Source organism: Krasilnikovia sp. MM14-A1004 (assembly GCF_047159485.1).
In the GTDB taxonomy this organism is placed as follows: Bacteria; Actinomycetota; Actinomycetes; order Mycobacteriales; family Micromonosporaceae; genus Actinoplanes.
In genome coordinates, this window is the sequence record NZ_AP038773.1 from 3,927,891 (window position 1) to 3,942,225 (window position 14,335).

At 73.7% G+C, this 14,335-nt stretch carries 10 protein-coding genes; 4 read left to right on the top strand and 6 right to left on the bottom strand.

Features of this window, described 5'->3' with window-relative positions:
• Window positions 1–41: 41 nt before the first annotated feature.
• From ACMCNN_RS17035 to ACMCNN_RS17050, 4 genes are all read right to left on the bottom strand, one after another.
• The gene (locus ACMCNN_RS17035; RefSeq protein WP_412741483.1) at window positions 42–1,004 is read right to left on the bottom strand and encodes an electron transfer flavoprotein subunit alpha/FixB family protein; all 963 of its coding nucleotides are present in this window, start codon (window positions 1,002–1,004) and stop codon (window positions 42–44) included.
• 27 nt (window positions 1,005–1,031) lie between these two features.
• Window positions 1,032–1,799 carry an electron transfer flavoprotein subunit beta/FixA family protein gene (locus ACMCNN_RS17040; RefSeq protein WP_412741484.1) on the bottom strand — a complete coding sequence of 256 codons (768 nt, stop codon included), beginning with the start codon at window positions 1,797–1,799 and terminating at the stop codon, window positions 1,032–1,034.
• 78 nt (window positions 1,800–1,877) lie between these two features.
• Complete coding sequence (locus ACMCNN_RS17045; RefSeq protein ID WP_412741485.1) at window positions 1,878–3,383, bottom strand: CehA/McbA family metallohydrolase; 1,506 nt, start codon at window positions 3,381–3,383, stop codon at window positions 1,878–1,880.
• A gap of 48 nt (window positions 3,384–3,431) precedes the next feature.
• Window positions 3,432–4,082 (bottom strand): response regulator, encoded by a 651-nt coding sequence (locus ACMCNN_RS17050; RefSeq protein WP_412741486.1) that lies wholly within the window; start codon window positions 4,080–4,082, stop codon window positions 3,432–3,434.
• A 429-nt stretch (window positions 4,083–4,511) separates the two neighbouring features.
• On the opposite strand from ACMCNN_RS17050, the gene ACMCNN_RS17055 reads away from it, so the two are divergent.
• Both ACMCNN_RS17055 and ACMCNN_RS17060 read left to right on the top strand, forming a co-directional pair.
• Window positions 4,512–4,808, top strand: coding sequence for a helix-turn-helix domain-containing protein (locus ACMCNN_RS17055; RefSeq protein ID WP_412741487.1), 297 nt, complete (start codon window positions 4,512–4,514; stop codon window positions 4,806–4,808).
• Between the two features lie 185 nt (window positions 4,809–4,993).
• On the top strand, window positions 4,994–5,638 hold the full coding sequence (locus tag ACMCNN_RS17060; protein WP_412741488.1) for a hypothetical protein: 645 nt from the start codon (window positions 4,994–4,996) through the stop codon (window positions 5,636–5,638).
• Between the two features lie 95 nt (window positions 5,639–5,733).
• Here ACMCNN_RS17060 and ACMCNN_RS17065 read toward each other — a convergent pair whose 3' ends face one another.
• Window positions 5,734–9,630 carry a S8 family serine peptidase gene (locus ACMCNN_RS17065; protein WP_412741489.1) on the bottom strand — a complete coding sequence of 1,299 codons (3,897 nt, stop codon included), beginning with the start codon at window positions 9,628–9,630 and terminating at the stop codon, window positions 5,734–5,736.
• 223 nt (window positions 9,631–9,853) lie between these two features.
• On the opposite strand from ACMCNN_RS17065, the gene ACMCNN_RS17070 reads away from it, so the two are divergent.
• Window positions 9,854–10,831 (top strand): TrmB family transcriptional regulator, encoded by a 978-nt coding sequence (locus tag ACMCNN_RS17070; protein ID WP_412741490.1) that lies wholly within the window; start codon window positions 9,854–9,856, stop codon window positions 10,829–10,831.
• Between the two features lie 255 nt (window positions 10,832–11,086).
• Here ACMCNN_RS17070 and ACMCNN_RS17075 read toward each other — a convergent pair whose 3' ends face one another.
• Complete coding sequence (locus ACMCNN_RS17075) at window positions 11,087–11,266, bottom strand: hypothetical protein (protein WP_412741491.1); 180 nt, start codon at window positions 11,264–11,266, stop codon at window positions 11,087–11,089.
• A gap of 224 nt (window positions 11,267–11,490) precedes the next feature.
• On the opposite strand from ACMCNN_RS17075, the gene ACMCNN_RS17080 reads away from it, so the two are divergent.
• Complete coding sequence (locus tag ACMCNN_RS17080) at window positions 11,491–14,334, top strand: helix-turn-helix transcriptional regulator (protein ID WP_412741492.1); 2,844 nt, start codon at window positions 11,491–11,493, stop codon at window positions 14,332–14,334.
• Window position 14,335: the final 1 nt, after the last annotated feature.

Sequence of the window (14,335 nt, forward strand, 5' to 3'; positions counted from 1 at the left end):
TCGTCTCCTCGCTGTGGCTGATCATCGGGTGGCCCTGCGTCTCATCGGGTGGCCCTGCGTCGTTCGATCTCGGCCAGCAGCTCGGGCACCACCCGGTGCACGTCGCCCACCACGCCGAGGTCGGCCAGGTCGAAGATGGGTGCGCCGGGGTTCCGGTCGATCGCCACGATCGTCTCCGCGTGCTGCATGGCGGCGCGGTGGCGGACCGAGCCCGAGATGCCGAGCGCCAGGTACAGGCGGGGGTGGACGATCGTGCCGAGCTGGTCGATCTGCTGGTGCCGCGTGCACCAGCCCAGCTCGGTCGCGGTGTGCGACCCGCCGACGGTGCCCCGCAACGCCGCGGCCAGCGCGCCGACCAGCCCGAACGACTGCTGCGAGCCCAGTCCCCGGCCGCCCGCGACGACGATCGCCGCCGTGGCCAGGTCCGGTCGCAGTCCGGCTCCGCCGGGTCGCCGGGCGATCCGGCGTACGGCGCGGACCGCGGGCGGGAAGCGGACGTCGAGGCGTTCCACGGTCGGCTCCGCCGGCGCGGGCACCGGCACGACCGCGTCGGTCCGTACGGTGAGGACGGGCGTGCCCCGGGTCACGCGCGACTCGACCCGGTACGCGCCGAGCAGCACCGACTGGACGGCGACCGGCCCGTCGGGGCGCAGGTCGACCACGTCGGTGATGAGGCCGGAGCCCAGCCGGGCGGTCAGCCGGGCGGCGACCTCCTGCCCGAGCCGGTGCGAGGCGACCAGGACGGCCGCGGGCGCCGTGCGGCGCACGAGCTGGGCCAGCAGTTCGACCCGGGCCGCGGCGGGATGCTCGTCGAGTTCGGGACCGGTGACGGTCGCGATCCGGGCGGCGCCGTAGCGTCCCAGCTCCGTGACCCCGGCCGGGTCGGCGGCGCCGCACAGCACCACCGTGGGCGGGCCGAGCCGGCGGGCGAGGGTCAGCAGCGCGCGGGTCGCGCGGCACATGCTGCGGTCGGTGTGCTCCGCCAGCACCAGCACAGGTTTCATCGCCCCTCCTCACTCCTCGCGCGGCGGCTACAGGAACTGGTGGACCGCCAGGAAGTCCGCCAGCCGGATGGCCGCGACCGTGGGCTCGTCGCCGGGCACGAGGTGCGCCGGGCCGCCCGGCTGCGCCGCGACGGCGTGCACGACAGTGGTGTCCGCGCCGCGGTCGATCCCGAGGTCGGCCAGTGACCAGGTGCGGACCAGCTTGTGGTGGGCGTCCAGGGTCGCCGCCAGCGACGGCAGCCGCGGCTCGCCGCAGCGTTCGGTCACCGAGACCACGGCGGGCAGCGCGGCCGTGTACGCCCGCAGGCCCGCGCCGTCGTCGCGGCCGATCTCGACCCGGTGTTCGCGCACCCGCAGCAGGTCGGCGAAGCAGAGCACCGGGACGCCGAGCAGCTCCGCGACCATGGCGGGCACCGCGGCCGCGCCGGCGTCCGAGGACGCCGCGCCGGACAGGACGAGGTCGAACCCGAGCCGGTCCACGGCGGCGGCCAGCACCCGTGCCGTGGTGAGCGTGTCGCTGCCGCGCAGCCGCTCGTCGACAATGTGGACAGCGTCGTCGGCGCCGACGATCAACGCCCTGCGCAGCGCCTCGTCGGCCGCGGCGGGACCCATCGTCAGGGCGGTGATCTGTACGTCGCGGCGCCGCCGCGCGAACCGCACGGCCTGGTCGACGGCGTACTCGTCGGCCTCGTTCAGGTGGCCGCGCCGCGCGGTGCGGTCCAACGTGTGATCGGCGCGGAACGTCATGTCGCGCAGCGTCCACGGCACATGTTTGACCAGGACCACGATCTTCATCCGTGCCGGCCTCCGCCCGATCAAGAGCACGACGCTGCCGCGAGTTTACCGGCGTACGCATTGATCGCAATAAATTGATCACTGGAGCCAGACGGGATTGCTGAGGGCCACCATGGTGGTCAGCGTCGTGGACCCGGGCTGGGGTCGGCGCACCTCGGCACGGACGAAACCGGCGCGGGCGTTGGCCCGCCAGGTGGCCGCGCCGGTGCCGGAGTCGCCGACGAATCCCACGGCGACCTGACCGTGCCGGGCGTGCAGGGTGACGGTGGTGCCCGGCGCTCCCCGCACGACGGCGGTGACCTCGACGTCGTCGGCGCCGACGTCCAGGTCCTGTCCGGGCCCGGCCATCCGGCCACCGGCGACGGCGGTCAGATCGAGCGTGACGTCGGCCGACTCGGCCAGATACGAGCGGCCCGCGCGCACGGCCGCCAGGATCGCCGAACGCGACAGCTCCGGCGCGTGCACCACGGTGTGCGGGAGGCCCACGACGTCGCCGGGGCCGTGTGCGTCGCTGTTGCCGACCGCGGCCAGCCGGCGGCCCTGCCGCAGCATGCCGTCCCACACGCGGACGGCGGTGGCGTCGTCCAGTGTCCACGGCCCGCTCCAGACCTCGAGACCGTCGACGTGGTCGTACCCGAACTCCCAGAACGCGCCCGGCCCCGGCGTGAGGGGATGCGCGGCGACCGCGATGCCGCCGGCCGCCCGGACGGCGTCGGCGTACCGGGCGAACAGGTCCTGCCGGGGCGCGTAACGCCAGTCCACCCAGCGTTCGGGCGGCAGGCCGAGCGCGAGCCAGTGGCCGTGCCGCGTGGTGACCTCCTCGCCGCCGATGATCAGCAGGTCGTCGGTGGCGTACCGCCCCCAGATCTGGTTCGCCGCGCGGGTGTTGTGCTCGGTCGAGGCGACGAAGTCCAGGCCACGGGCGCGCGCGTCGGCCACCAGCCGGTCCGGGGTGCGCTGGCCGTCGGAGTGGACGGTGTGCAGGTGCATGTCCCCGCGATACCAGTCCGGTCCCCGGCCGGTGACGCGCGCCGGAGCCGGGGACGGCTCGAACGCCGGACCGGGCGGGCCGAACTCGCACGTGACGTCGACCGTCCAGTCCATGCCCTTGGGGTCGTACACGATGGGGCCGAGCGCCACCGCCCAGGTGCCGGGGTCGATGGGCCCGGCCAGGTAGCCCGGAGTGGCGTCGGTGGCCGACAGCGTGAACGAGTCGCGGGCCCCGCCGGACCACCCACGGAACCCCGCCTCGTCGCCGGCGTCCCACCCGGCCGGGCCGAAGATCCCGATGTCCAGAACGTTCTCGAGCAGGCCGGGGACGAGCACGAACGGCTGGAACCACCGGCTCACCGAGATGCGGTTCACCCCGGCCGGAACGTCGAACGGGACGTACGCCCACTGGTCGAAGCCGGCCGGGGAGTGACCGGTGAACCGGGTGGTCACGGGGCCTCCGCCGGGCGAGCCAGCGTCCGCTCGCGCCGCGTGCACCGCCGGGAGCAGGCCGCCGAGCGCGATCGCCGCGCCGAAGCGCAACACCTCGCGGCGTGCGGCGGTGGGTCGGGGTGCATCACGGTCCGGGGGCATGGGCGGCATCCGTTCACATCGATGAACCTCGATGTTAAATCCGGATCCCTACCCCCGGAAGGCTCCGGCACGAAACGACGGCTGCAACAGGCGGGCCTCCTTCGCCTTGTTGACCGCGTCGATGCGCGAGACCGCACCCAGCTTTGTGTAGACGTTGGTGAGGTGGCGCTTCACGGTGCCCTCGACGATGCACAGCCGGGTGGCGATCTGCGCGTTGCTCAGCGCCTCGGCCGCGAGCTCCAGCACCTGCAGCTCGCGGCGGCTCAACGGGTTGCTGGCCGGCACGGCCAGCTGGCACGCGTTGCGGTGCGACACCACCAGCACGCTGTTGGCCTCCTGGCACACGGTACGGATCACCCCGACCAGCTCCTGCCGGCTGGCCGACCGGACCAGTACGGCGTGGGCACCGGCGGCGAGCACGTCCTGCAGCAGCCGCAGGTCGTCGTCCATGGCCAGCACGATGACCCGGGTGCGTGGCGATATCCGCTGGATCTGCCGCACCGTCGCGCAGACCGGCCGGTCGGGCATCTTGACGTCCAGCAGAACGACCCGCGGCCGCCGGGCCGCCACCGACTGCACGGCGGTCACGCTGTTTCCCGCCTGGCCGACGACCCGGAAGTCGGGCTCGGCCGTGATCAGCTCCACCAGACCCTCGCGCAGCAGGGCATGGTCGCCGGCCACCAGAATGTCGATCGACACCTCAGACTCCCACGGATACGCCTTTCCCGGCGTGCATGATCCGTTGGTGGCAGCCGGGCTGTTCTCGGGGCTGTACTACCTGTCGCTCGACGAGCGTGCCGCGTGCGGCACATGCCTGACTTCGTCGATTCTGCCGACATCCGGGGGCGATTGTCCACATAGTCGGGTGCTCTTGACGTCATTTCACATACGCCGTCGGACTGTCAAAATCGGCGTGGCCCCGGCTCGGGCATTGCACTCCATCAGCGACCGCGTCAGATAGTGCACTACCCCTAAAGGTGTAGTTAGACCCACTTCCTTGGTGCACTCCGGTACGCCTTGCCGTACTCGATGTCCTGCTCATCGCGACGCCGGAGTCGCGCGGGCGGGCGGCCGCGACGGCCCTGGCTGTTGACTACGAAACGCCCACAGACCCGATTGGAGGAATCCGTGACCCGACATGTCGAACCGCCCATCGGGCGGCTGATCAGACGGCAACGGTTGCGCCGCGCCATGACCCAGGTGGCGCTGGCGGACGCTCTGGCGGCGGCGTCCGGCAACCGTTCCGTCAGCCGCGACCAGGTCAGCCGCTGGGAGGGCGGGGGCCGCGTGCCCGGACCGTACTGGCGCGGCTGGCTGGGGGTGGTACTGGGTCTGCCGCCGCGCGAATTGGACCGGGCGGCCGCCGAGGCGCGGGCGGTGCGCCTGCTGTCGAACGCCGGCGCGCTGGCCGGTCACCGCTATTGAGTCACCGCCGGAACATTCATGGATGACAATATTGGCCGTGCGGTTTCGTAACGCCGCGAAACACGCGGGGTGGCCAGAAAACGGACTCTTTCTCGGCGCGGGAGCCGGGGACAGGATCTGTTTTCGGAAGGCCGGTCCCGCACCACCGGCGGGTCACCGGACAGTGTCGATCCCAGGAGGAACCCGTGTCTCTCATCACCCGGCGTATCGCCGCTCTCGGCACACTCCCGCTCGCCGTGGGCGCCGCCATGGCGCTGACCGTGGCGCCCGCCAGCGCCGCGCCGCTGGTGCCCCCCGCGCCGGCGTCCAACATGGTGATCAGCCAGGTCTCCACGCAGGGACCCGGCGGAGTGACCGACGAGTTCGTCGAGCTGCGCAACATCGGCGAGCAGTCGATGGACATCTCGAACTTCAGCATCTGGAACTGCAGCAACTCCGGCCTGCACACCCTGCTGGCCACGATCCCCGCCGGCACCATCCTCAGTGGCAGCGAGGAACAGCAGCCCGAGACCGGCCAGTACTACCTGCTGGCGGCGCAGGGCTACGAGCGGCTGACCCCGCCGGACCAGACCTACAACGGCAACATCGCGCGGACCGGCGGTGTGCTGCTGCGCGGCGCCCCCACCGAGGAAAACTCCCTGGGCGCCCGGATCGACTCGGTCGGCTTCTCTGCCAACAACATCTGCACCGAGACGGCGCCCGCGCCGGCACAGAGCAACAACTTCTCCGACCAGTCCGCCCTGCGGGTGGCTGACCGGGACACCAACAACAACGCGTTCGACTTCCGCCGCGTGTCGCCGGCCATGCCGCGCAACAGCAGCTCTTCCTGATTGCCCGATACCGAGCGGCTCGCGACATGCCCGCGCTGAGCCGCCCGATGGGTACGGCCCGGTGGGAACCCCCACCGGGCCGTACCGGGCTTGCGTCAGCGCGACGTCGCGACCGCGAGGCCGTACGCGCCGCGCACGGTCTGCTCGAGGCGGTTGCCGGCGCTGTCCCACGCCTGCGCCCTGAGCCACATGCCGTCCGGCCCGGCAGCCGCCGGATTGCGTACGCCGATCTGATAGCGGCCCGGCGCCGGCTGACGAACCGTGGCCGGTCGCCAGGTCTGGCCCGCGTCCGCCGACGACCACAGCCAGAGGCCGGCCAACACGCCGCCGTTCTCGGCACCCTGCGGCTGCCGGGCCAGCACCTCGAAGCTGAACTCCTGCCCGGCCGGGGCCCGGTTGTCAGGGTCCAGCCCCAGCCGGTAGGTCAGCTGGATCAACGGCTGGTGGGCGCAGCCGCCCGCCACCGTGCCGGGGCAGGGCAGGGACGGCGACCGCGGCGGCGCGGAGCGGAACGTCCACTGCGACGTCGTGTGCGCCACGGGCCGGACCGACGTGCCGGACGGTGTCGGCCCGTCGACCTCCAGCCGGTAGTCCGCCGGCTCGGGCGGCATCGGGAACGTCGGCATCGGCAGGCCGACCGTCTCCTGCGCGGGGATCTCGACGCCGTCGCGGAACAGCTGGACCCGGCTGTGGTAGTCCGGCCACGACTGGATGGTGTGCGTACCGGCCGAGTCGCTCAGGTGCCAGGCCGGGAAGAACACGTCGCCGTCGGGGCCGCCGCGGCACAGGCCGCAGCCGTCGGCGCCGCTGCCCGGCTCCCCTTCCAGGACCGGGCCCTCGTACCAGCGCTCCTCCGGCAGCGTTCCCGCGGCGGGGCCGAAGACGTCGCGGCTGAGCAGCGAGGTCGTCTGCGGTGGGGCGTTCGGCGGTTGCTCGTTCTGCGTCGTCCAGCGGATCCAGGTCACGGCCGGGTTGGGCGGTCCGACGTACTCGGCGCGGACGGCCGGTGCCGCGAACTGGACGCGTTCGCGGACGGCGTTGAGGCTGCGCGGGCCGAAGGCATACCAGTTCTTCTCGTACGTCATCGGCCGATCGGCGTGGTAGCGCGTCGGGATCACCACCAGCGCCGCCGGGGAGGCGACATCGGTACGCCCGGCCGGGACGCCCGCCGTGGGATAGAACAGGTTGTAGTTGCCGTCCGGCGAGTCGTCGCCGGTCAACGTGATCCGTACCGGCCCGTCCGCGAGCCACGCCCGCAGGGCCGCGCCCTCGGCGTAGCCGAGGAACAGCTGCGGCACCGGCGTCGCCGCGGGCCGGGCCATCGGCACCGCGCCGGTCCGGTCGACGTACGCCAGGATGCCGGCGGCACCGGCGTCGGAGACCGCCCGGGTGGCCGCGGTGGCCGCCTGCGCGGCGGCGCCCACCGGGTCCGGGGCATCGTCGGGCACGGCGACGGCGACCAGCGCGAGCCGGCCGTGCAGGTCGAGCCCGGCCAGGTCGGCGGGCTGCCCGTGCCCGGCCCAGAGCAGGTCGGCCTGCCGGGTAGCGGGCCAGCGGGCGGGCGTGCGGTAGACGTCGTAGCGCGGGTGCAGCTCCACTGTGGTGGAGCCGGTGTCGGCCCGCACGCGCAGTCCCGCGCTGGCCAGGGTGCGCTTGTCGTTGGTGTCCAGGTTGCCCTTGGCCGCGGCGGGCTGTGGGGTGACGAAGATGCCCAGGTCGGGGTCGGTGCGTACGGCCGCCAGCAGGCTGAACTGGGCGCCCGCGGTGGTGCGCACGACCTCGACGGAACGGGCCAGCTCGTCGGTGGCCTCGGCGGTGGTGACGGTGTGCCGCTGGCCCTTGCGGGCGTCCAGCGCGATCTCGGTGTCGCCGGAGACGGTGACCTCGGGCGACACCAGCAGATCCGTACGGCGGCCGGTCAGCTCGGCGGCGGACATCGACGCCAGCGCCGTGTACACGCCGCCGCGGCGCACCGGTGTCACCCCGGTGCCGTTCTCCACGGAGACCGCGAGGGTCGGCGCGGCGAACGGGTCGTTCGAGGTGGCCGGGTCGAGTCCGGCGTCGAGCAGGTAGACGGTGCCGAAGGGGGCGGGACGGCCATGATGGTCGGTCATCCGTACGGTCAGCCGCGCCGTCGGCGGGGCCAGGTAGACGCCGACCGCGGTACGCAGCGACACCTGTCCCCCGGCCGCCGTGACGGCACCGCCGTACGCGCCGCTGGCAGCGGCCGGGTCGAGGGTGACCGTGGCGGTGGCGCGGCCGCCCGCGGGCACGGTGAGTTCGGTCGTCGAGAGCCGGCCGAGGGCCGGTGCGGCAGCGCCGTTCCAGCCCGTGAACGTCATGCCCAGGTGCAGGTGCAACGGCTCGGTGCCGTCGTTGACGTAGCTGATCGGGTACTGCGGCGAGTCCGGCGCGGGCGTGTCGGATCCGGCCTGCAGCGCGCCGGTGGCCGCGATGTCCTGCCGGGTCGCCCGGGCCACGTCCACCCGGCCCGCGCCGACCGCCGCCCAGCCGCCGTCGACCGGGGCAGCGCTGCTGATCAGGGCGTCCTTGAGCCGGTCGGCGCGCCACCCGGGACGCCGCTGGGCGAGGATCGCGGCGGCGCCCGCCACGTGCGGGGTGGCCATCGACGTGCCGGACAACGTCGTGTACGCGTCGCCGACGGGTTCACCGAGGTCGGTGCCGGCGGCGCGGGCCGCGACGATGCCCACGCCCGGCGCCACGATCTCCGGCTTGATCAGCCCGTCCCCGAGTCGCGGGCCGCGGCTGGAGAAGGCGGCCGGGTGGTCGTCGCGGTCCACGGCACCGACGGTGAGCGCCGTACGCGCCGCGCCCGGCGTGTTCACGCTGACCGGGGCGCCGTCGTTCCCGGCGGCCACCACGAACAGGGCGCCGGTGCGCTTGCTCAGCTCGTCGACCGCCGCACTCAGCGGGTCGGTGCCGTCGGTGGGGTCGCCGCCCAGGCTCATGTTGATCACGCGAGCTCCGCCGTCGGCCGCCCACTGCATGCCGGCGATCACCGTGGAGTCCAGCCCGTATCCCTCGTCGTCGAGCACGCGGCCGATCATCAGGTCGGCGCCCGGCGCGACACCGCGGTACCGGCCGCCGGAGGCCGCGCCGCTGCCCGCGATGATGGAGGCGACGTGGGTGCCGTGCCCGAGCCCGTCGGCCGTGGTGCCGGAGCCGGTGAAGTCCTCCGCGCCGGAGATCCTGCCCTGCAGGTCCGGGTGGCTCGCGTCCACTCCACTGTCGAGCACCGCGACCGTCACGCCCCGGCCGTCGTATCCGGCCTGCCACGCCTCGGGCGCGCCGATCTGCGGCACGCTGTGGTCGAGGGTGGCGGTGACCCGGGCGTCGAGCCAGATCCGGTCGACGCCGCCGCGCAGGGCGGGCCGGGCCCGGCCGCCGATCGGCCCGACCGCCTTCCAGAACTCGGAACCGGTGCGGTTCACCCGCAACGCCGCGCCGGCCAGGGCGGGCAGGTCCCGCGTCCGGTGGCTGGCGGCGAGCGCGCCCAGTTTCCCGGCGCCCCGACGGGTGACGATGACCGGCAGGGTCGCCGACCGGTTGTCGTCCAGCGCCTGCCGGGTGAGACCGCGGACGTTGAACAGCTCCCGGTCGAGCGCCCCGGCGCTGATCAGCGGCTCGGCGTCGGAGGGTACGACGTAGAGCGCCGGCCGGCCCGCCACCGCGCGGGAGGTGGTGGCGAACGTGACGCCGCTCCGGTCGATCGGGCGCTGGACGGTGACCTGTGCCCGCCCGCCGGGCAGGTCGCGGTAGCGCACCTGGTCCCCGGTGAGCAGAGTGACGGTGTGCGTACCGTCCCCGGTCGCGGACGACAGCGCCGGCGCGGACACCGCCGTTACGGACGCCGCTGGTATGGCGTGTGCGCCGGTGGGCGGCAGCGTCGCACCGACGCAGACGACCACGGTGGCGACGGTGGCCCCGAGGCGCCACCGGTGGGTGACGCCGGAACTGTGCATGGCGCTCATCAGAGGAGTCCTTCCGTCCGGGGGCGAAAGAACAGCACCACGCCAGGTGGGGCACGACGCGGTGCTGATGGGCCGCTAGGCGGGGGTATGAACCAGCCGCTAACAACTTATGAAAAGAATGAGGTTCGACGATGCGTTGCGGAACGGCCGCGCCCTGGCGAGAACTCGCCGCTGACACGATGACGCCAGGCCGGGGGCGGGTTTTCCGGCGACGATGAGCCAGATGTTCTCCGTAGCCGGCCTCGGCCCCGACGACGAGGCGGTGTACGCGGCGCTGATGGACGGTCCCGCAACCGTGCCGGAACTGTCGCGCAGCACCCGCCTCGCGGAGGAACGGGTCCGGGTGGCCCTGGACCACCTCGAGGAGGCCGGGCTGGTCGGCCGCGGCGCAGGCCACCCGGAACGGCACACCGCCGCGGCACCGGACGTGGCGCTGGAGGCACTGCTGCTGCGCCAGGAGGAGCAGGTGCAGCGCGCCCGCCTGCACGCACACCAGATGGCCGCCCGGCACCGCCGTGCCCACGCCGGCGACGACCCGGCGTCACTGGTCGAGGTGGTCACGGGGCGGCTGGCGGTGCTGGAGCGGTTCGAACAGGTCCAGCGGGCCGCCCGCCACGAGATCCGGGCCATCGACAAGCCGCCGTACGCGGTGCCCTCGGGCAACCGCAACCCCGTCGAGCTGGCCATGCTGGCCCGCGGCGTCCGCTACCGGGTGATCTACGACCCGCGGGGACTCGTGGAGTTCCACGATCTGCGCACCGACCTGGAGCAGAGCTCCGCGCGCGGCGAGGTGGCCCGCGTCCTGGCGGGCACGCCGACCAAGCTGATCCTGGCCGACGACCGGGTGGGGCTGATCCCCCTGCAGGCGGCGCCGTCGTCCATCGAGAGCATCGTCGTGGTGCATCCCTCGGCGCTGCTGGAGGCGCTCGGGGCGCTGTTCGAGTCGTTGTGGGACCGGGCGCTGCCCCTCGGGGCCGCACCGGAGATCACCGCCACCGGCCCCACACCCGACGAACGGCGGCTGCTGACGCTGCTCACCACGGGTCTGCCGGACGAGGCGATCGCCCGTCAGCTGGGCCTGAGCTACCGCACCTTCCAGCGGCGGCTGCGCCGGCTGCTGGTGCGGCTGGACGCCGAGACCCGGTTCCAGGCCGGCGTACGCGCGGCCCACCTGGGCTGGATCCCGCCCGACGGCCCCTGAGCCGCCCCGTCCGGGACGGCGCCACGGCATACGCCAGGTGGCCGATGTTTCGCGGGCGCCGATGCCCGATGCTGAGCCAGTCGTGCTTCCCGCAACAGCCGGCCACCGCAATCCGCCTCGCGACGATTTCCGAATTCCGCTCGGTGTCGAAACGAGGCGGACCGCGGCGGGATGATTGGCGAATACGACTCGGTCGCCGCTATTCGCGCCGACGGCCGAAACGTCTACGCTTTCGCACGGGACAGACGGAAACTGTCACATGTCGTGGTAGACGGCGTCCGTGCTCGGTGCATTTCCCGGAACCGCGCGCTGTTGTGCGACCGCGTCGTGCTGTACGGGCCGGCGGTCACTGACGTGGAGGGACGCCGGTCCGGCGACGATCACGCCCGCCGCGGCTGCCGCCGCGACCAGGACGGCGCTGAGCCTCTTGCGCATTTCGTCTCCTGCCTGGGTAGCTGCCATGACAACCTGGCCAGGTTCAGGCCACCATGACAGCCGTACGTCGCCGAACGACGAGGCGGCGGTGACGGCTGTGCCAACGCTTGGCGCCCCGCGGGTGACGATCTTGTGCGCCGGAGAATCATGCGCCGCGCATGCCAGGTGTACGCCGATTGAACGGCGCGGATATCACAATGGAATATCTGATGTATGCTCGCAGGATGGTCGATCAGTTGCCCACGATCGTCGGCCGTCAGCGTGAAATCCACCTGATGCGCAATGCGATCACGCGGGCAACTGCCGGGGTGGGAACGGCGCTTCTCGTCGAGGGTGAGCCGGGCATCGGGAAATCGTCCCTGGCGCGCGCCGCCGCGGCGGAGGCGGCCACGGCCGGCTGCGGCGTCCGGTGGGCGGCCTGCGACGAGCTGAGTCAGGCCTTCCCGCTGCTGCCGCTGCTCGACGCGTACGACATCGACGACGCGGCCGTGGACCCCGTCCGCCGGACCATCATGCGGCAGCTGCGCGGAGACGCGTCGCCCGGCCAGCAGGCCGACCTGCCCGCCGCCATGGCGCAGTTCGTCGGCCTGGTCGAGCACCTGTGCCGCGATGCTCCGGTGCTGCTCGTCGTCGACGACCTGCAGTGGGCCGACCCGAGCACCGTCACGGCCTGGGGGCGGCTGGCGCGCTCGGCCCGACGGCTGCCGCTCTGTCTGATCGGGACGGTGCGCCCGGTGCCCCAGCGCGAGGACGTCGCCCGACTGCGGCGGGTGGTGGAGCCCGCGGCGCTGCTGCGGCTGCGCGGGCTGCCCCGGCCGGAGGCGGAACAGTTGGTCACCGAGCTGGTGGGCGGCGCGCCGGGTGAGCGCCTGACACGGCTGGCCGAGGGCGCCGCCGGCAACCCGCTCTACCTGACGGAGGTGGTCGGCGCACTGCTCCGCGGCGGGCATCTGGTCGACGCCGACTCCTGCGTCGAGGTGACCGAGGGGCCCACCCCGGCGTCGTTGTCGGCGGCGATAGCGGACCGCCTGCGGTTCCTGTCGGCCCCGGTGCGCCGGCTGTTGCAGGCCGCGGCCCTGCTGGGCGTCCGGTTCCCGGTCGCGGACCTGGCGACGGTGTCGGGCCGGCGGGTGGCGGAGCTGGTGCCCGCGCTGGACGAGGCGATCGTCGCCGGGGTGCTGCGCGACCACGGCGGCAAGCTCGCCTTCCGGCACCCCCTGATCCGCACCGCCCTGTACGAGAGCATGCCCGTCGCCGTCCGCACGGCCTGGCATTCCGAGGCCGCCTGTGCGCTGGCCGCGCACGGCAGCCGGGTCGACCGGGTGGCACGCCAGCTGCTGGCCGCGGTCGACGCGACCGACGACGGACCCGCCGACGACTGGGCAGCCGACGACTGGACGGTGCGGTGGCTGGCGGACAACGGCCGGCAGTTGCTCGACCGGTCCCCCCAGGCGGCGGTGCCGCTGCTGCGCCGGGCCGTGGACAGCGTGCCCGCCGGTACGGAACCACACGACCTGCTGGCCTCCCGGCTGGCCGACGCGCTGTACCGGGTCGGCGATGCCGACGGTGCCGCCACGGTCGCCACCCGCGCGCTGGCCCACGTCCGCTCGCCCGACGCCCTGGTCGACCTGCACTGGACCCTCGCCCAGTGCCGGGCCATGCAGGGGCGGTCGCAGGAGTCTCTGACGGCGCTGGAGGCGACGCTGACCGCACCGGCCATCACGCCCCGGCACCGGGCGCGGCTGCTGGCGCTGACCGCCCGTACCCATCGCAGTCTCGGCCAGATCGACGCCGCCGATCGGGTCGCCGCCACCGCCCTGACCGAGGCCACCGCCGCGCACGACCCGTGGGCGACGGCCTGGGCGCTGGCCGTGTCGATCCTCGTGCACGGGATGCGGGGCGAGATCGTGCAGGCGCTTCCGCTGTTCCAGCGGGCCCTGGCGGCCACCGACGGTGATCCGGCGCTGGGCGACCTGCGCGTGGTCCTGGAGATCAACTATGCAGCCGCGCTGGGCGACCTCGACCGGTACGAGGACGCCGTCGTCGCCGCGAGCCAGGCCCGGATGCTGGCCGACCACATCGGCAACCTCGTCCGCCGCGCCCAGGCGCACAGCGTCCTGGTCGAGTTGCTGTTCGACGTCGGGCGGTGGGACGACGTCCTGGCCGAACTGGACACCGCCGGGCTGGTGGGTGAGCTGTCCCAGGACCCGGTCGTCGAGTGCAGCGACCACGGGATCGCCGCGGCCATCGGCCTGCACCGCGGGCAACCGAACGCCGGGCGGCACCTGCGGGACGCGGAACCCTACGCGGCGCGGCTGGGCGGCCGGGTGATCGGCCCGTTCGTCCTGGCCCGGAGCCTCGACCGGGAGGTGGCGGGCGCACCGCAGGCGGCGCTCGCCGTCCTCACGGACAGCCTGTCGGAGTCGACCCAGGAGCTCGAGGAGACCGAGGACCTGTTCGCGGCCGCGGTACGCCTGGCCGTCGACGTGGGCGACCGCGCCGCGGCACTCGCCGTCACCAGCCGGGCGGAGGCGCTGGCCAGTGGTTCGCCGGTGCCGCATCACCGGGCGACGGCGCTGCACTGCCGCGGCCTGCTCGACCACGACGCCGGGATTCTGGCGGGCGCCTCCGACGGGTACCGCGACGCCGGTCGCCCGCTGCTGCGCGCCCAGGCGCTGGAGGCCGCCGGTGCGGCCGCCGCCGACGGCGGCGATCTGGCCGAGGGCCGGCGGCTGTTCACCGAGGCGTACGGGCTCTATGCGGGCCTGGGTGCCGCGTGGGACCTCGCCCGCGCCCGGGCCCGCTTCCGGGCGTACGGGATCCGGCGCGGCCCCCGCGCCCCGCACCGGCGCTCGCTGAACGGCTGGGACAGCCTCACCCCGGCCGAGACGAAGGTCGTCGCGCTGATCGCGCGCGGCATGTCGAACCCGCAGATAGCCGCGCAGCTGTACCTGTCGCGCCGGACCGTGCAGACCCACGTGTCGCACATCCTCGCCAAGCTGGATCTGCGCTCCCGCACGGATGTCGCGCGGGAGGCCAGCCTGCGGAACCTGGCCTCGACGGCCTGAC

Coding starts and splice junctions, on each gene's coding strand:
- ACMCNN_RS17035 (WP_412741483.1), bottom strand. CDS start 1,004: ATGAAACCTGTGCTGGTGCTGGCGGAGCACACCGACCGCAGCATGTGC.
- ACMCNN_RS17045 (WP_412741485.1), bottom strand. CDS start 3,383: ATGCCCCCGGACCGTGATGCACCCCGACCCACCGCCGCACGCCGCGAG.
- ACMCNN_RS17065 (WP_412741489.1), bottom strand. CDS start 9,630: ATGAGCGCCATGCACAGTTCCGGCGTCACCCACCGGTGGCGCCTCGGG.
- ACMCNN_RS17080 (WP_412741492.1), top strand. CDS start 11,491: ATGGTCGATCAGTTGCCCACGATCGTCGGCCGTCAGCGTGAAATCCAC.
- ACMCNN_RS17070 (WP_412741490.1), top strand. CDS start 9,854: ATGTTCTCCGTAGCCGGCCTCGGCCCCGACGACGAGGCGGTGTACGCG.
- ACMCNN_RS17040 (WP_412741484.1), bottom strand. CDS start 1,799: ATGAAGATCGTGGTCCTGGTCAAACATGTGCCGTGGACGCTGCGCGAC.
- ACMCNN_RS17075 (WP_412741491.1), bottom strand. CDS start 11,266: ATGCGCAAGAGGCTCAGCGCCGTCCTGGTCGCGGCGGCAGCCGCGGCG.